Origin of the sequence: Roseobacter sp. (assembly GCF_045106495.1) — a bacterium.
Classification (GTDB): Bacteria; Pseudomonadota; Alphaproteobacteria; order Rhodobacterales; family Rhodobacteraceae; genus Roseobacter.
Genome location: NZ_JBGCEQ010000003.1, coordinates 202,549 through 220,666, shown reverse-complemented (window position 1 = coordinate 220,666; position 18,118 = coordinate 202,549). Strand labels below are relative to the sequence as shown.

The 18,118-nt window shown below is 55.8% G+C and carries 13 protein-coding genes; 5 read left to right on the top strand and 8 right to left on the bottom strand.

Annotation, left to right across the window (positions count from 1 at the left end; genetic code table 11):
- Positions 1 to 43: 43 nt before the first annotated feature.
- A complete protein-coding gene (gene recQ, locus AB8B75_RS03005) occupies positions 44 to 2,089 on the top strand; it encodes a DNA helicase RecQ (RefSeq protein WP_405359719.1) in 2,046 nt (681 codons plus the stop codon).
- Between the two features lie 51 nt (positions 2,090 to 2,140).
- Positions 2,141 to 2,920: a peroxide stress protein YaaA gene (gene yaaA / locus AB8B75_RS03000; RefSeq protein ID WP_405359718.1), complete on the top strand. Its 780-nt coding sequence runs from the start codon at positions 2,141 to 2,143 to the stop codon at positions 2,918 to 2,920.
- On the opposite strand, the gene AB8B75_RS02995 is transcribed toward yaaA, so the two are convergent.
- From AB8B75_RS02995 to AB8B75_RS02975, 5 genes are all read right to left on the bottom strand, one after another.
- A complete protein-coding gene (locus AB8B75_RS02995) occupies positions 2,905 to 5,241 on the bottom strand; it encodes a response regulator (RefSeq protein WP_405359717.1) in 2,337 nt (778 codons plus the stop codon). The genes yaaA and AB8B75_RS02995 overlap by 16 nt on opposite strands.
- Before the next feature lie 127 nt (positions 5,242 to 5,368).
- Positions 5,369 to 7,411 (bottom strand): hypothetical protein, encoded by a 2,043-nt coding sequence (locus tag AB8B75_RS02990; protein WP_405359716.1) that lies wholly within the window; start codon positions 7,409 to 7,411, stop codon positions 5,369 to 5,371.
- Entirely contained in the window at positions 7,408 to 10,185 is a 2,778-nt protein-coding gene (locus tag AB8B75_RS02985; protein ID WP_405359714.1) for a DUF4159 domain-containing protein, read from the bottom strand. Before AB8B75_RS02985 ends, AB8B75_RS02990 begins: the two co-directional genes overlap by 4 nt.
- Complete coding sequence (locus AB8B75_RS02980) at positions 10,182 to 11,063, bottom strand: DUF58 domain-containing protein (RefSeq protein WP_405359712.1); 882 nt, start codon at positions 11,061 to 11,063, stop codon at positions 10,182 to 10,184. The genes AB8B75_RS02985 and AB8B75_RS02980 overlap by 4 nt, the downstream gene beginning before the upstream one ends.
- A 20-nt stretch (positions 11,064 to 11,083) precedes the next feature.
- Positions 11,084 to 12,091, bottom strand: coding sequence for an AAA family ATPase (locus AB8B75_RS02975; RefSeq protein ID WP_405359711.1), 1,008 nt, complete (start codon positions 12,089 to 12,091; stop codon positions 11,084 to 11,086).
- Between the two features lie 66 nt (positions 12,092 to 12,157).
- Between AB8B75_RS02975 and AB8B75_RS02970 the strand changes: the two genes are divergently transcribed.
- The 3 genes from AB8B75_RS02970 to AB8B75_RS02960 all read left to right on the top strand — a co-directional run bounded on the left by AB8B75_RS02970 (position 12,158) and on the right by AB8B75_RS02960 (position 14,199).
- Positions 12,158 to 12,733: a DUF1285 domain-containing protein gene (locus AB8B75_RS02970; RefSeq protein WP_405359709.1), complete on the top strand. Its 576-nt coding sequence runs from the start codon at positions 12,158 to 12,160 to the stop codon at positions 12,731 to 12,733.
- Between the two features lie 373 nt (positions 12,734 to 13,106).
- Positions 13,107 to 13,871 carry a hydroxypyruvate isomerase family protein gene (locus AB8B75_RS02965; protein WP_405359708.1) on the top strand — a complete coding sequence of 255 codons (765 nt, stop codon included), beginning with the start codon at positions 13,107 to 13,109 and terminating at the stop codon, positions 13,869 to 13,871.
- Between the two features lie 97 nt (positions 13,872 to 13,968).
- Entirely contained in the window at positions 13,969 to 14,199 is a 231-nt protein-coding gene (locus AB8B75_RS02960) for a DUF2798 domain-containing protein (RefSeq protein ID WP_405359707.1), read from the top strand.
- Positions 14,200 to 14,212: 13 nt separating this feature from the next.
- On the opposite strand, the gene polA is transcribed toward AB8B75_RS02960, so the two are convergent.
- The 3 genes from polA to AB8B75_RS02945 all read right to left on the bottom strand — a co-directional run bounded on the left by polA (position 14,213) and on the right by AB8B75_RS02945 (position 18,034).
- Positions 14,213 to 17,017 carry a DNA polymerase I gene (gene polA, locus AB8B75_RS02955; RefSeq protein ID WP_405359706.1) on the bottom strand — a complete coding sequence of 935 codons (2,805 nt, stop codon included), beginning with the start codon at positions 17,015 to 17,017 and terminating at the stop codon, positions 14,213 to 14,215.
- 292 nt (positions 17,018 to 17,309) lie between these two features.
- Positions 17,310 to 17,486, bottom strand: a complete 177-nt coding sequence (locus AB8B75_RS02950; protein WP_405359704.1) for a zinc-finger domain-containing protein — start codon at positions 17,484 to 17,486, stop codon at positions 17,310 to 17,312.
- An 80-nt stretch (positions 17,487 to 17,566) separates the two neighbouring features.
- Positions 17,567 to 18,034, bottom strand: coding sequence for a DUF1203 domain-containing protein (locus AB8B75_RS02945; protein ID WP_405359702.1), 468 nt, complete (start codon positions 18,032 to 18,034; stop codon positions 17,567 to 17,569).
- Between the last annotated feature and the right edge of the window lie 84 nt (positions 18,035 to 18,118).

Below are 18,118 nucleotides of genomic sequence, written 5' to 3'. Positions count from 1 at the left end.
TGGGAGTCTGCTGGAAAAGAGCAGATCGTATTAGGGTTTACAGATGACAGGCGCTGCCGGGCTGTTAAAGAATGTCTTTGGCTTTGATGATTTCCGTCCGGGCCAGGGCGAAATTGTCGATGCCGTAACGGCGGGCCAAAACGTGCTGGCCATCATGCCAACAGGTGGTGGTAAATCACTTTGTTTTCAACTACCTGCTTTGCTGAGGAGCGGCGTCACGGTCGTGATTTCTCCGCTCATTGCGTTGATGCGCGACCAAGTACGCGCATTGCAGGAAGCGGGCGTGTGTGCAGGGGCCTTGACCTCTGGTAACACGCCAGAGGAAACCGACGCTGTTTTCGACGCGCTCGCTGATCGCCGATTGAAATTGCTCTACATGGCGCCGGAACGTTTGGCGGCGGGGTCTGCCGTTGGCTTGCTGCGCAAAGCAGGTGTGTCACTTATTGCCGTCGATGAGGCGCATTGTGTCAGCCAATGGGGTCATGATTTCCGGCCTGATTACTTGCGCATTGGAGAATTGCGACGCGATTTGGACGTACCACTGGCGGCTTTCACAGCAACAGCAGACGCAGAGACGCAAGCAGAGATTGTCGAAAAACTGTTTGACGGCGTGCCACCACAGGCATTTCTGCATGGGTTTGACCGCCCCAACATTCATCTGGCCTTTGCTGCAAAAGACGGCCCGCGTCGTCAAATCCTAGACTTTGCAGCGGCCCGAAAAGGTCAGTCGGGCATCGTATATTGTGGCACCCGGGCAAAAACCGAAGGCTTGGCAAAAGCACTGCGCGATGCCGGTCATGCGGCGTTGCACTATCATGGCGGTATGGAAGCCGAAGACCGACGCAGCGCCGAGATTCGTTTTCAGCGCGAGGATGGGTTGATTGTTGTTGCCACAGTGGCTTTTGGCATGGGCGTGGACAAACCTGACATCCGTTGGGTGGCGCATGCCGATTTGCCCAAATCCATTGAGGCCTATTATCAAGAGATTGGACGTGCGGGCAGGGATGGCGCACCTGCTGAAACCATGACGCTTTTTGGTCCGGAGGACATCCGATTGCGTCGCTCGCAAATTGACGAGGGGCTCGCTTCGCCAGAGCGTCGTGTGGCAGACCATGGACGTTTGAATGCGCTTTTGGGCCTCGCAGAAGCCTTGAAGTGTCGTCGTAAAACCTTGCTCCAGTATTTCGATGAAACAAATGTCACCTGCGGAAATTGTGACCTTTGCGACCGCCCAGCGGATGTTTTTGATGGGACAACCGCCGTGCGCAAGGCCTTGTCCGCAATATTGCGGACGGAGGAGTGGTTCGGCGCCGGGCATCTGATCGATATTCTCATCGGGAATGAAACCGACAAAGTGCGTCAGCACGGGCACCAGTCTTTGCCCACATATGGCGTCGGCGCAGAGTATGACAGGCGCCAATGGCAAGCCATTTTTCGGCAGATGATGGGTCACGATCTGGTACGCCCTGATCCGGAACGTCATGGTGCGCTGCGGATGACCGATGCGGCTCTGCCAATCTTGAGAGACCAATCGCGTATTGACCTGAGGCGAGATAGTATCAAGGCGGCTGCCGGAACAAGACGCCCAATGGTAAAAGCCATGGTCTCAGAAGAAGATGCACCGCTTCTGTCTGCGTTAAAAGCCAAGCGTAGGGCTTTTGCTGAAGCCGCGAAAGCCCCAGCCTACGTGATATTCAATGATCGTACTTTGATTGAAATGGCTGAAGTCCGACCGCAATCTCTGGATGAGATGGCGCGGATCGGCGGCGTGGGTGCCAAAAAGTTGGAGCGCTATGGCGCGGCGTTTCTTGAGGTGATCGTGGGGGAGGCCCAGAGTATGCACCCGACGCGTCGTAAACTGGCCGGGCGTGATGCAGGGTCAGTTTTTGACAGGCTCCTCGCCGCGCAGGCAGATTTAGCGCGGGGTGCGGACGGTATCGATAAGCCTCTGAGTTGCTCTGCATCACTGCTGGCGAAGGTCGCACAAATGCGAAACGCGGACCCAACGGCGCTTGAGCGATTGCTGGGAGGAAAGCGGGCGGAAAGATTTGGCCCTGCTTTTCTGGACGTGTTGCGACAGGCGAGCTAAGTGCTTGGACAGGGACGCAATCGTGCGTGAAAACGAAACAGAGGTGATGGTATGTTGGTGGTGATTTCACCGGCCAAAAGGTTGGACTGGGCACAACAAGATGTTGCGATGACGCAGCCTGCGTTTCAGGATGACGCGGCGCGACTGGTCAAAACCGCGCGCAATCTGACACTCGGGAATCTCAAGGGTTTGATGAGTCTGTCGGATGATCTGGCGCGGCTCAACCGTGATAGGTTCGCTGCCTTTGAAACAGCGCCTCAAGCCGACAGCACACGTCCCGCCGCGCTGGCGTTCGCCGGGGACACCTATCAGGGGTTGCAAGCCGCAAGTCTCGACCATGACGATGTGATCTGGGCGCAGGAACATCTGAGGATCTTGTCCGGTCTATACGGCTTGTTGCGGCCCTTGGATGCGATCCAGCCATATCGGCTGGAAATGGGCAGTCGCCTCAAAACGCGACGCGGCGCAAACCTGTACGAGTATTGGCGTAATGATTTATCTAAAGCTCTGAATTCGCAGGCGGAAAAACTGGGTGCGGATTTGCTGGTCAACTGTGCAAGTCAGGAATACTTCGGAGCGGTTGCGCCGAAAGCGTTAAAGCTGAAAGTTGTAACGCCGGCATTCTTGGAAGATAAGGATGACGGCAAGGGGCCAAGGGTCGTTAGCTTCTTTGCCAAAAAAGCCCGGGGCGCAATGGCCCGTTACATCATTCAGAATAGATGCGTTTCGCAACTGGATTTGCAGGGCTTTCAGCATGGTGGATACATATTCAAAGAAAATATGTCATCCGAAGGCAAACCAGTTTTCGTGCGTCCTTACCCGACGGCTTGATCTGGTACATCGGGTCGCGGATTGATCGCTTCAGCCGGGCAATATTCCATAATGCGTGTATGCATTTCCGCCTTGCGAACAGGCTTGGACATATAGTGATCGAGCCCGCAGGCTAAAATTTCTTGGCTGTCGCCTTCCATTGCATGTGCTGTGAGCGCAACAATCGGAATACGGCGGTCGCTGCCTTCTTCCTTTTCGCGAATTGTGCGCGTGGCTTCCTTGCCATCCATCCGCGGCATTGAAATATCCATGAAAATAATATCGGGTTCAAAAGACTTGTAGGCTTCAACGGCTTCCAAACCATCGTTCGCGAATTTGAGTTCGACGTCCAAACCCTTGAGCATCTTGCGAAAGACCAACTGGTTCGTTTTGTTGTCTTCTGCTGCAAGAACACGCATGCGCCTTAATCCAGTTTCAGCGGGTGGGTTTTCCGCTTTTGCAGGCACGTTTTCCACTTTTGCGGGTGCGTTTTCCACTGGCGTGGATGGTTGTTCTGCTGGAGCGGTTTTTTTGGTCGGACTGCCCTGGGCCTTTGAGCGCCGATGAGAAAAAGCGGGGACTGGGGCCTCCAGGCACGTTTCTTCTTCGGCAATATGCGGGTCTTTGACATGTCCAAGCCACTGGACAATTTCGCGTCTGGGGTAAGGGCGCGGCGTTATGGCGGTGAAGGCATCTTTGGCAGCATCAGCTTTTGCATGACCGACGTTTGAGCTGATCAGGATCATTGGCATTTCGTGCCCAGCTTTCCTGGCACATTCCGAAAATTCCAAACCATTCATCTCAGGCATTACGTGATCCACCAGAACGATATCAACGCTACGGTCCAATAAAGCTAACGCGCTTGCGCCATCCGAGCATGTTGTGACTTTCAGACCCAGGGCTTCCAACTGGTGTCTTAGAATGCCGAGGTTCGGTTCAAAGTCATCAATCACCATGACATGGCGCAAGCTGTTTACCAGCTCAGGGGTATCTGCTTTTTCATCTGGCACGGTCTCGAATGTGATCTCAAAGCCAAAACAAGATCCCACAGCTTCTTCAGATGTCAGCCATATCCTGCCGCCCATCATCTTGATCAAATGCTTGGTAATCGCGAGCCCAAGTCCGGTCCCGTCAAATTGACGATTCCGTTCGTTTTCAACCTGATTGAACTCACCAAACACATGATCGATCATGTCTTCCGGGATACCGATGCCGGTATCTTCGACTGTAACACTTAGTGTGAATTTTTCCCCGCTTTCGTCTCCCTCGCCTCTGACTTTTACCAGGACATGACCTTCTTGCGTGAATTTTACAGCATTCCCCATCAGGTTGGTCAGAATCTGCCGTAGTCTGCCCGGATCGCCAATGAAGTGAGACGGGAGCAGCATCCCATAATCCAGAAGCAGGTGAAGTCCTTTGTCGCGTGCTGAGGATTGCAGCAACATCATAATCTCAAGGATAGATTGCTCCAGATCGAATGGCTCCGGATGAAGTTGAAGCCGTTCGGCTTCAATTTTTGAATAGTCCAGCACGTCATTGATGATGACCAGCAGGGCCTCACCAGAGTTTTTGATCGTGTCCACATAAAGCCGTTGTTCTTCGGTCAAGGGCGTGTCTGCAAGCACATCCGCCATTCCCACCACACCGTTCATTGGCATTCTGATTTCATAGCTCATGTTGGCCAAGAAAGCTGATTTCGCCCGGTTTGCGGCTTCAGCACTTGTGCGTGCGGCCTTCAGGTTCTTTTCGTATTTCACGGTCTCCGTAATGTTGAGCCCTAACGAAATTATGTCGCCGTCGGGTCCGCGCTGATCGATTATCTTGACGTATTCATCATTCCACAGGCGGATGATAACAGGTTCTGGTTCCGGTTTTTGAACCCGCTCGATCATTTTTTGGCGCCATGCCGAGGGCTGCATGTCTCCGATATTGACGATTCCTTCATCTGTCAGAATCTGCAGAATCGTGACGTAACTCACGCCTGGTACGACCTCTTCAAGCTTGTCGAAAACCGCTAAGTAAGATCGATTTGCCATGATCATTTCCAGATCCGGCGTGAAGAAAGCAAACCCGTCATTGATGGTTTCAATTGAGTGCCAAAGGCGACGTTCGACCAGTTCGATCTTTTCATGTGCGGCAGAAAGATCGGACTTTACCCGCTGGTTTTCGTTGCGTACCGTCGCCACTTCCGCACGGGTTTCGACGATCTCATGTGAAAGCGCTTTGGCATGCTCACCAAGTTTTCTGTTGGCAGCAAACAGTTCCGCCTGCTTGAGTTCAAGCAGGCGTTCTGCGGCCAATCTACCGCGCCGTTCTTCTGCCAATTTGTTGGCGAGACTCATCCATGCACCGGGGTTGAAATACTTTCGTGCTTATTGCCACGATCAGGGTGAATATCTGTTTAATTCGGGCAATACGGGCGCATTTAGGCCACTAAAAGTCCACAATCCAACAGTGTGACTGTTGGTATTACCTGCGTCCTTCCCGTAGCCATGCTGCCGTCATCAGCGCGGCCGAGAGAAACAATACCAACCACCCCGGCAAAAGGTTGGTTTGCCGGACATCGCGGGTTTCAAATGCGTCGCGCGGTGTCAGGCCGATCCATCCACGCCCGGCGGCAGGCCGCCCGGGGCGTACGTTGCGCAGTCTCGGCAATCCGTCTTCGATCTTTAATGCACCGCCGCGCAACGCGGTCAAAACGGGTGCCAAGACTTCTGCAGTAGCAATTGTTTTTTCAAATTCACGTGGCGCTGCAGGTCCCAGCCCTATGACCGCGGTTTTGTCGCCGTTTGTCAGTCTGTAGAGACCAATCTCCGGACCTTCGAACGCACCCTCAAAAACACCAGGGCTTGTCTCGGAAAGAGTGAGCTCTGTCTCGTTACCGAGTGGGTCAACAAGTGTCACGGGCGGCGTGCTATCTTCAAGAGTGCGGCGTTTTATGCGCATGGTTTGGCCCGTCGCCTCAGCGGTAAGCGCTTCTTCTTCCAGTTCGGGCTCTTTCATCATCCAATGTGCAAGCCTGCGCAGTAGCTCCAGTTGCGGACCGCCGCCTTCGTAGCCGCGGTTCCATAACCAAGCGTGATCTGATGCAAGCAAGGCCACGCGACCTTCGCCGGCACGGTCCAGGATCAACAACGGCCGGTCGTCAACACCGGACATAACCACATTTCCGGCGGTTTCGGACACGTCAATCTGGCGCAGCCATCTGCCCCAATCCCCGCCACCCGGCAGGTCTGCCGTCACCGGATGACGCGCGCCCAAATCGGTCACATTGGGTCGGTAGGGCTCATCAAGAACTCTGGCTGTGGGTGCGGCGGGTAAAACAGTACCCAAAGGAGAGCGGAAAATACTGTCGGCACCGGCGAAATCTGCACCGGCGGCGACAAGGACAGCGCCGCCCTCGCGAATATAATTCGCGACATTGTCGAGATAAAGCGCGGGCAGGATACCGCGCCTTTTGTACCGATCAAAGATAATCAGGTCGAAGTCATCGATCTTCTCCAGAAACAGTTCGCGGGTTGGAAAGGCAATCAGCGACAATTCACTGACCGGCACGCCATCTTGTTTTTCTGGGGGTCGCAGGATTGTAAAATGAACCAGATCTACAGAGCTATCTGATTTGAGCAGGTTACGCCATGTACGCCCACCGGGATGGGGCTCGCCGCTGACCAGCAAAACACGCAATCGGTCGCGCACTCCGTTCATCTGAATAAGCGCCGTATTGTTGCGATCCGTAAGTTCACCCTCGGCCATGGGCACCGTAAACTGTATCACGTTCCGCCCGCCGTGGGGCAGGGTCACGGGCAATTCGATGTCCTCACCTAGAGGCACCTGAAAACTCTGGGGTGGCGCGCCGTCGACCGAGATCTCGAGAGGCGCCACGCCTGATGTGTCCGGGGTTGCTCCCATGTCTTCAATCCGAAGGGTTAGCGTGACGGGTTCCCCTATGATCGCAAAAGCTGGCGCGTTGCGAACGCTCAAGCGCCTGTCCCAATCGGTCGATTTGCCCGTGAGCAACAGATGCATGGGCGCTGGCAAGTTAAGAGGCAGGTCTGTGTCGTGGACCCGTCCGTCGCTAAAGGCGAGTATTCCAGCAATGCGGGCGCGCGGCTCTTCGGCCAGGGCATTCGACAGGGTCGTCATCAACTGTGTCCCTGCATCCCCATCGCCATCAGGCACGGTGATCCTGCGTACTTCCGTATTTGGACGCGCTGCTATCTGAGCAGCCAGAGCGTCAGCGGCTGTTGATGTTTGTTCCGGGCGGTCAGAAAGGCTTTGGCTGGCGCTTTCGTCTTCCAACAGCATTACAATATCCGCCAAAGGTGCGCGGTCTTCTTGTTGGTAAGACGGACCAGTCAGCGCCGCCAGAACCACCACCGCTGCGAGCCCACGCAATGGCCACCCATTCAGACCCCGTGCGGCCGCCAAGATAACGCCGGCCATCGCAATCGCGGCCACGATCAGAACGAAAGCCCAAGGGACCAATGGATCAAAAATGATTGTCCCTGTCATTGGCCCAGCCGATCAAGAAGTGCAGGCACATGGACCTGATCTGATTTATAGTTGCCCGTTAGCACATGCATGACGAGGTTCACGCCAAATCGAAATGCGAGCTCTCTTTGTCGCTCTCCTGTGAAGCCTCGACCGATGGGAACCATAGGCGCGCCCGATGGGCCGACGGCCCAGGCTGCGGCCCAGTCATTGCCGCCGATCACCACGGGCGTGACCCCATCGTTGAGGTTGCGAAACGGCATACCCTCTACCCGCTCGGCATCCGGGGGGGCAGCTTCGACCCAAACATCACGGCTTGAGTGGCGCCCTGGGAAATCCTGCAACAAATAGAACGTGCGGGTCAGCACGTGGTCGCTGGGTAGGGGTTCGAGCGGCGGAATGTCGAGCGGTGCCGCCAGATCCTGCAGCTTGCGCCCATTAGGGCTCGCGGCGCCAAATCGCGCGACGTCCGCATCCCGGGTGTCAAACAGGATCAAACCGCCTGACCGTAAATAGGCGTTTAGCTTACCATAGGCCACAGAAGAGGGGCGCGGTTGGTCTGGCGTAATGGGCCAGTAAAGAACCGGAAAAAATGCCAGCTCATCCATTTCGAGGTCCAATCCCACCGGAGCGGCCGGTTCGACAGAGGTGCGGAAGAAAAGCGTGTCAGACAAGCCACGCAACCCGGCATCAGAAAGCTCATCCACGCGGCTGTTTCCAGTACGGACGTAGGCCAGCACCAGATCGGATGTTGCATTGAGTGCAAAGGCGTCCTCCTCGGCCGTCTGTGCCTGCAAAGCATATGGAGATCCCAGTACGATCAGAGTTGCCAGAGCAATGGTCGCTGTGCGGTTCACCGATCCAAGCAGACGCCCTGACAAAGAAAGTGACGCGACCACGTCGGCGAGCAGTAGCAGAATAGAAAGGCTCAAAAGCCATCCGGCGATTGGCTGTTCCGGCGGGACAGCAAAGCCTTTGACTGGAATATGCGCAGGCCAACTGACAGGTGTCAGCGCTGCCTCTGCGGAAAGGACGTTGCGCGCGAGACGGCGATCGCCTGATGCATAGATGCCAGGCTGCATGTCTGGGCCAGCGGGTGCGTTGAGCAGGTCAGGACCGGGGATGCCGGGAAGTGTGCCAGCGTCGCTCAGCGTGCCAAAACCATCCATCACCTGCTCCGGCGTCCACGTGGTACCATCAAGTTGTGTGGCATCTGGTCGCGTGGCCGAGGTCGAGATCGCCAAGCGTTCCATCATCTGCACAAAAAGACCTGACAGCGGCAAGGTGGACCAATCTGCTGTGGCGGTGACGTGGAACAATACGATCTGACCCTGCTCTCGGGTTTTGCGCGTCACTAGCGGTGTACCATCGGTCAATTCCGCGATCACCCGTTCCGCAAGCGTCGGATCGGGCTGCGCCATCACTTGTGACGTAATCTGCACGTCATCCGGAATTGCAAGTCCGAAGAAAGGGGAGGTTTCGCGAAATGGTGCTAACGCCTTCGGCGCGCCCCAGCTCATGGCGCCGCCGACTGTACGTCCGCCCGTGCGCAGGCGCACTGGCATCATCGGGTCTTCGTCAATGCGGCTGACATCGCTGGCGGCGATGCGCGGCCCTGCAAAACGAACCAACATGCCGCCTTGGTCCAGCCAAGCGCCTAAACCTTCTGTTTCGGATTCCGACAGCGTTGCGATGTCTGCCAGTACAATGACGTCCGGATTGGCAGGCAAAACGTCACTAATTGCGCCGCGTATCAAGTCTGCGTTCGTGATCAAAGCCTGCTCGATGTAGTGCAGCGGGGATAGAAGTTGCAGCCCTTCGCGATTTTCGCGGCCTGCGATCAACGCAACTTCCCGTCGGCGCAATCCGTCGTCCGCAAGCATGGTTGCCCCGGCAGAGCGCTGTCCCTGTATGTCAAATCGGGTGATCCGAGCGCGCAACTCTGACGGCAGAGATAGGGCTGTTTCAGCAAGTGTTTCCCCAGCAGGGAACGTAGTGCTGGCTGTGGCAAGAATACTTGGGTTGCCGGCAGGATCGCGTCCTTGGGCTTGCAAAATGACTTCTCTCTCAGGTCCGGGTGTTGCGCGCACTGCCGACAATTGCACAGCGCCATCCTCAAAACCGGCGGGCCTGAGCGCTAAAACATTCGCTGCTGTTTGATAGACTTCAACCGCACCTTTGGCTTCAAATGCCGCCAGCACGTCTTCGCGCCCGGCATAGTCGAGTCCGTCGCTAAACCACAAGGTGTCAAAATCGGCAGTGGCTTCGGCAAAAGATACCGCTTGTGCCGCGCGCGATGCATCTGGTTGCCAGGGCGCAGGTCGAAAACCAGGTAGCCTGCTGCGCCAGGCATCTGCGGTTTGGAAAACCGGGGGCTGCGGGCGCGCCATATCCAAAAAAGCAACGGGTCTTTCGGCGCGGCTGGCGCGGGTCAATTGGGCTGCTATGGCATTTTCCTGCTCCGGCCATCTTGTGGCACCGGCCCAGCTGCCATCCAGCACAATCAACAGCGGCCCCGTTCCCTGCGCCTGATCATCATTTGGGTTCAATACCGGGCCAGCCAGGCCCAGAATGATAGCCGCCACGGCCAACATGCGTAGTAGCAGTAACCACCAAGGGGTTCGGTCTGACACCGATTCATCGTCTTTGAGCCCCAGAAGCAGTGCCACGCCGGGAAAGCGACGTCGGATCGGGGCAGGCGGTACGGCGCGCAGGATAAGCCACAGAATGGGCAATGCAAGCAATGCCAACAACAGCCAGGGGGCTGTAAATCCAATGCCGCCCAGAACCGTCAACGGACACCTCCAGTATCGAGTGCACGATAGAGCCACAGAAGGGCCGATTGCGCAGAAGCATCCGTGTGGTGCAGCCCGTATTGCCAGCCCGTAACCGCGCAGAGTTTTTGCAACTCGGCTTTACGCTCGGCAAGGCGTTCTAGGTAACGCGTCTGAAGATCGCTTGCCTTGAGCGTTTCATGTCTCAGACTGCCACCCACGCTTTCGAAAATAGTGCGCCCACGAAACGGGAAGGTTTCTTCACTGGGGTCCAGAACATGCATCAAAACACCGCGTACGCCACGATCGGCAGCTTTGGTCAAGGCCAGCTTGACTTCTTCAATGTCGCCCAGGAAGTCCGAGACAAAAAGAGCGCGGGCCGACGGGATCATTGCGCGATGTTCAGGGGGCGCGTAGTCGTCCGCTGCATCTTTCGTGAAGGTTTCTGCGAGCCGGAGAATTTGCGCATTTCCACGTCGTGGTGGCAGGGTCGTCCCGGTGAGGCCTACCCGCTCGCCACCGCGCACCAGCAGTATGGCGACGGCCAGCCCCAACAGACGCGCGCGGTCCGTCTTCATTGGCAGCGCGTCGTCACTGGAAAACCGCATGGAGGCACCTTGATCCACCCACATCATGACTGACTGCGCGATTTGCCATTCACGTTCGCGCACAAATTCCTGATCACCGCGTGCCGATCTGCGGTGGTCAATCAAACGGCGGCTGTCGCCGATCTGGGCTGGCCTGTATTGCCAGAAGTCGTCACCCATGCCAGCACGCCGCCGACCGTGATCTCCCAAGAGAACAGCACCGGCCAGATGCTCAGCGCGCGCGAGCAATGCGGGTAATTTTGACGCCTGCTCTTCGGCGCTGGCACGCAGCGCGGTAGGCTGAGACGTCATATGAAGGGGTGCGGGTGAGGTCACGCGGCGGCCTTCGTGCCCGCAAGTTCAGCAGCTGTTGTGTCGATTAGCTCGGCGAGGCTGTCTCCCCGCGCGCGCGCCGCGAAATTGAGTGCCATTCGGTGGCTCAACACCGGACGCGCCATATCCAGCACATCCTCCGCTGAGGGTGCCAGGCGCCCCTGCAGCAAAGCCCGCGCGCGCACCGTGAGCATTAGGGCCTGTGCTGCCCGCGGCCCCGGGCCCCAGGCAACGGTTTCGCGCACTTGCTGCGAGACGCCTTCTTCTTCAGGGCGGAAGGCACGCACCAGATCGAGGATCATCTCGACCACACTTTCCCCTACCGGCATCCGGCGCAGCAGGTGCTGGGCGTTCAAAAGCTCATCCGCTGTGAACACCTCGGTGGACAGGGCTTCGGAATCGCCTGTGGTTGCCAGCAGTATGTCGCGCTCCGTTTCCCGATTGGGGTATTCCACGTCAATTTGAACCAAAAACCGGTCCAACTGCGCCTCGGGAAGCGGATAGGTGCCTTCTTGCTCAATCGGGTTCTGTGTCGCCAAAACATGAAAAGGCACGCCAAGCTTTCGGTTTTCGCCGGCCACGGTGACCGTTTTCTCCTGCATTGCCTGCAACAGAGCTGATTGCGTGCGCGGGCTGGCGCGGTTGATTTCATCGGCCATCAGCAGTTGGCAAAAAACCGGACCCTGAATAAACCGAAAGGCGCGGCTGCCATCGGCCGCCGTGTCCAACACCTCAGAACCCAGAATATCAGCGGGCATCAGATCAGGTGTGAACTGGATTCGGTTTCCATGCAGTCCCATGACGGTGGAAAGGGTTTCGACCAAGCGGGTTTTGCCCAATCCGGGGAGCCCGATCAAAAGTCCATGCCCGCCGCAAAGCAATGCTGTCAGGGTCAGCTCGACAACACGTTCCTGACCGATAAAGCGTTTGGTGATCGAAGAACGTGCTTCGGCCAGTTTGGCTTCCAGCGCTTCGATTTCCGCGACCATATCTTCTGCTTCGCTCATGACAACCTGCTCCATTAGATTATATCTGATGTAACTCTATCGCGCTCAAGGGGAATGGCAAAAGCAATGAGTGGACAAAAATCCGTGACACCCTCGGCAGAAAGCCTTGCTGCATCCTTAACTGGCACTAAAACACGCGGATTGCCGCCCGTACACCTTTGGAATCCGCCTTTTTGCGGGAATCTCGATATGCGGATCGCCCGTGATGGCACATGGTTTTACCAAGGCACACCCATTGGACGACCCGGATTGGTCAAACTTTTCTCATCGATTCTCAAAAAAGAAGGCAATGACTTCTTTCTGGTAACGCCCGTAGAGAAGGTTGGTATTGTCGTTGATGACGCCCCCTTCGTCGCCGTGGACTTCGAGGTCAAGGGTCGCGACGAAAACCAGGTTTTGACCTTTACCACTCAGGTTGGTGACACGGCAGTTGCCAGCGATGCGCTGCCAATACGCGTGGTTCGGGATGCAGCAACAGGCGAGCCGTCGCCTTATGTGTTGATGCGCGCTGATCTCGAAGCCTTAATTGATCGCAAGAGTTTTTATCGGCTGGTGGATCTGGGCGCGCATCACGATGGTTGGTTTGGCATTTGGTCGAGCGGCGCATTTTTCCCAATCATTCCCAGTGTCGAATTGCCGTAAGAGTTTTCAAATCAGCAAATTTAGTTACGACGTGAGATTTGGGCTGCTGTGATGCAACACTTTTTTTGAACACTGCAAACCATGTATCGACAAAGCCACAGCAGTCATTCCATGCGATTGAAATGCCGCGCTGTGGTCGCGGCGACGAAGGGCAAGGGTTTTGACAACTTTGCGCCGTGAGCCATGCGAATGTCGGCATGATGATTTGGGCTCATTCGATCGGGTGTAAGCTGCTTGGTTCAGCGCGTGTCGTGGCTTATCTGCAACTGATTCATACCCGCCGATCCGTGTGGCGGTTTAAAGTCTAACTGCACCCTTGGGTGGGAACCTTCAGAGGCCTAGGCTTTCGAACAAATTTTTTCGCTGAGGTGACATGTTTAAAATCGCTGCCAATCTGAGCTATTTGTGGCCAGAACTGCCTTACCTTGATCGATTTGGTGCTGCGGCGGATGCCGGGTTCGAGGGTGTAGAAGTTTTGTTTCCATACGATATGCCCGCAAAAGAAACCCACCGGGCGTTGCTGACATGCGGTTTGCCGCTGGTCCTGATGAATGCGCCGCCGCCAAATTATACAGGCGGCGCGCCTGGTTTTGCCGCTGTGCCTGGCTTGCAAGATCGCTTCCGCTTCGACCTACGCCGAACAATGCGCTATTGCGAGATGCTTCGGGTTCCCATGTTGAGTGTCATGACAGGTGCTGCTGAAGGTCTTGAAGCCCGTCAGACTTTGATCGAAAATCTGCAGTGGGCGTCAAGCGAAGTCCCTGAGAACGTAACGCTTTTGCTGGAACCAACCGATGTGGTCAGCATGCCCGGCTACTATCTGCACGACTACGGTTTGGCGATCGACATCCTGGAAGAACTTGGCGCACCGAATGTCGCGTTACAATTTGACAGTTTCCATGCTCAGAGCATTCACGGCGACGCATTGGACGTCTACGAGACGCACAAATCATGGGTACGACACGTACAAATCGGCGATGCACCGGGTCGGGTGGCACCAGGACAAGGACAGGTCGATTTTGAGGGGCTGTTCGACAAACTAAGGGCCGATAGCTACGCGGGTTGGGTCAGTGCCGAATATACGCCCGGCTCTCAGACGGAAGACAGTCTGGCATGGTTGCATGAACTGCGGGAGTGATCTCTTTCTCAAAATCAGTGCCTTAGGTGTGCGTTGTTGCACATTTTACTGCCCAGCCAAAGCTCTATGATGCTGAGTAAAGGATTGGATGTCTTAAATGATTCCCGCACGCTACGAGCATTTTGTCTTTGGACTGGTTCTTTCCGGTTTGATGTCCTTCATGGTCTCCGGAATCGCTACGTTCCGCAGCCTCGGCATGATTGACGGTTTTGCGGTTCTTTGGATCACCAATTGGTTGCCAAGTTGGATCGTTGCCTTTCCTACCCTGCTGATTGTATCGCCGGTTGCGCGGCGTCTTGTGTCAAAACTTGTGCGCGCCGAAACATAGCCCGCCCTTGTTTTTAATGCGCGACAGCCCAATTGGGCCCTTGCCCTGCGTCCACATTGAGCGTGACATCGAGTTTCACAACTGGATCCGCAGCCGCTTCCATCACTGCGCGGGCCGCCGTGATCAGATCATCCTGCGCCCCTTCATCCACCTCAAAGAGCAGCTCGTCGTGCACCTGAAGCAGCATTTTTGCAGGTATACTGGCGATGGCATCAGGCATGCGGATCATTGCGCGGCGAATGACGTCGGCGGCCGTGCCCTGAATGGGCGCGTTGATCGCCGCGCGGGCTGCAAACCCAGCGTGCGGACCTTTGGCCCCGATGTTTGGTGTATGGATGCGCCGCCCAAACAGGGTTTGAACGTAGCCATGCTCTTTGGCAAAGGCCTTGGTGTCGTCCATATACGTGCGAATGCCGGGGAAGCGCTCAAAGTAGCGATCAATGAAACCCTGTGCTTCACTGCGCGGGATCCGCAAATTGCGTGCCAACCCATAACCGGAAATGCCGTAGATGACCCCGAAATTGATCGCCTTGGCGCGGCGCCTGATATCCGGCGTCATCTCGTCCATTGGCACGTCAAACATCTCGGATGCGGTCATGGCGTGAATGTCCTGACCGTCTCTAAAAGCCTGCTTTAGAGCCTCGATATCGGCAATATGGGCCAGAATGCGCAGCTCGATCTGGCTGTAGTCCAATGCAACGAGGGTCTTGCCTTCTTCTGCCACAAACGCTTCGCGGATGCGGCGGCCTTCTTCGGTACGGATCGGGATGTTTTGTAGGTTCGGATCGGTGGAGGCCAGTCGCCCGGTAGACGCCCCGGCGATGGAATAGGAGGTATGCACGCGTCCGGTCTCAGGGTTGATGTGGTCTTGCAGCGCATCTGTGTAGGTCGATTTCAACTTCGACAATTGCCGCCAATCGAGCACACGCGCCGGCAGTTCATGTTCCGTTGCAAGATCTTCCAGAACATCGGCTCCGGTGGCATAGGCGCCTGTCTTGCCTTTTTTGCCGCCCTCAAGGCTCATCTCATCAAAGAGAATTTCTCCCAATTGTTTGGGCGAGCCCACGTTAAATTTGCGCCCGGCGAGAGTGTAAATCTCGTCTTCAAGACCCGCCATACTCTGGCTGAACGCATTGGACATGCGGCTCAATGTGTCCCGATCAACCTTGATGCCCGTGCGCTCCATCTGTGCCAGCACAGGTACAAGAGGCCGTTCGAGAGTTTCATAGACCCGTGTCACCTGCGACCTGTGAAGCGACGGTTTGAACTGCTGCCATAGCCGCAGCGTGATATCCGCGTCCTCTGCCGCGTAAGGTACTGCTTCTTCGAGCGGGACTTTGTCGAAGGTGATGGCTGACTTTCCCGACCCCAGAAGTGGTTTAATCGGAATGGGCGAGTGACCAAGATACCGTTCCGACAAAGCATCCATGCCGTGCCCATGCAGGCCACCGTGCATGGCGTAGGACATCAGCATCGTATCGTCGATGGGGGCGACGTCGATCCCTATTTGCGCGAAAATCTTCGCGTCATATTTCATGTTTTGCCCAATTTTGAGGATGGATGCGTCCTCCAGCATGGGTTTGAGCATCTCCAAGGCCTCCGACACAGCCATCTGGCCTTCTGCCAGATCGTCCGAGCCAAAAAGATCGTCCCCTCTATGCGCCTTGTGGATTAATGGGATGTAGCACGCCTGCCCGGCTTCCACGCAGAGCGACACGCCCACCAAATCCGCAGTCATTTCATTCAGGCCCGTGGTTTCGGTATCGACTGCCACGTAGCCCCGCTCATAAATGCGATCTATCCATTCCTGAAGCTCCGTGTTGGTGCCCACCTTGGAATAGCCCGTCTTATCAAAGGGGATGTCTTCGATGTCTGGTGCATCTGGTGCCGCCGCAGGCGTGTCGTCGATGGTTGGCGGTTCAACCCCCAATTGATCCGCGATGCGCTTTGTCAGCGTCCGAAATTCCATTTCCGCCAGAAACGGCATCAACAATTCTGCATCGGGTGCGCGGACTTCCAGATCGTCGAGAGTAAAATCCAGAGGTGTGTTTTCATCCAGCAAAACCAACCGGCGTGAGAGCCTGATTTGATCCGCATGGTTGATCAGAGTTTCGCGGCGTTTGGGTTGTTTGATTTCCTCGGCCCGCTCCAAAAGTGCGTCGAGATCACCATATTCATTGATCAGAAGAGCGGCCGTTTTGATCCCGATCCCCGGGGCGCCCGGCACATTATCAACGCTATCGCCCGCCAGCGCCTGCACATCCACAACGCGTTCGGGGAAAACGCCGAATTTTTCGAACACGCCGTCCCGATCAATACGCTTGTTTTTCATGGCGTCCAACATCTCAACACCGTCGCCGACAAGCTGCATCAGGTCCTTGTCCGAGCTGATGATCGTACACCGCCCCCCAGCCGCACGCGCCTGAACTGCCAGCGTTGCAATGATGTCGTCCGCCTCGAACCCTTCCTTTTCCTCGCAGGCAATGTTGAAAGCGATGGTCGCCCGCCGGGTCAGGGGAATCTGCGGACGCAAGTCTTCGGGCATTGCATCCCTGTTAGCTTTGTACTGATCGTACATGTCGTTACGAAATGTATGGCTGCCCTTGTCAAAGATCACGGCGACATGAGTGGGGGCGTCCGCGCCAGTATTGGTCTCGACATAGCGTTGAAGCATATTGCAAAAACCTGAAACCGCCCCAATTGGCAGCCCGTCGGATTTGCGCGTCAACGGCGGCAAAGCGTGGTAGGCGCGAAAGATGAAGGCCGATCCGTCGATCAGATGCAGATGACACCCTTTGCCAAAACTGTTTTCGCCCATTTACGTTCCCCTTTACGCCACTTGCCGCGTTTTTACATGACGCGTTTGACAATGACGAGCCTTCTTGCCGTATGGTGGCCGGATTTCCGGTGAAAACGAGCTTTCGCAAAAAGCCGGGTACCTTGTCTTGAAATCAACCAGGAAATGCTGCCAGCAAGCGTCGGACGAGTTAGGGGGCCGCGCGGGGTGTTGGACAGGTCACAAGTGCATTTCTCACGTGTTTTCTGATCAGGCGGCGCGCTAGTGCGGCTTGCACGCGTCACCTAGCCTGCAAAAAGGAAGGCAATCGCCCTCAGGCGTCCGTTGCAAAGTCCTTGTGGATAAATTTGCAATCGCAATAGCCGCATTCGACCCAACCTTTGTCTTTGGGTATTTGCAACCAGACGCGAGGATGTCCCAAAGCGCCCTCGCCGCCATCACAGGCAATGCGGTAACTCTCAACAATTTTTGTCTCGGGCGGTTGCTGCATGATGGGCTGTCCTCGTGGCTATCGCTGTACGTTATGACCAAAGCGCGGAGATGGAGCAAGCCTATCAGGTTGCGAATTATTCAATCTCTTTCGATCCGGGCCAAGTAGCAATTGTTTCGGGCTGACCGCACATGGATAAATGCGACATCAGGGTTTTGGAAAACATCCGCGGCTTTCTCTAGTATCGCACCTTTTGTGACAACCTCTCCCGTGCCGTAAACGATGCGCTCGTCTGATGCATATCCCTTGACCAGGTAGTCAGGTGAGTTTGTCAGTATTTCGGGCAGTTCGCCGGTGTCGCTGCCCCGCGCGCAGGGCTGAGCACATAGGAATATTGGCCCCGTTTCAGTATAGGCATGCACGGTCTCAAATGGTCTATGGGCGAGAATCAACATGTCTTCGCTGGCGGGAACATCTTTCAAGCAGTGTCGGCAGGGTGTTCCATCTCCGGCTGAGATTTTACGCTCCGGCATCTGATTGTGCACATCCCCACCGCCTTTTTGATAATGGCGTACGGTTTCAGTATCTAGTGCAATGAATTTGATCATTTTCGCGTCTCTCGGTAAGGGTTTTTCGATATCCATCATGTCCTCTCGGCCGGGATTTTTCGACCCGAATGATGCGTGTTCGAA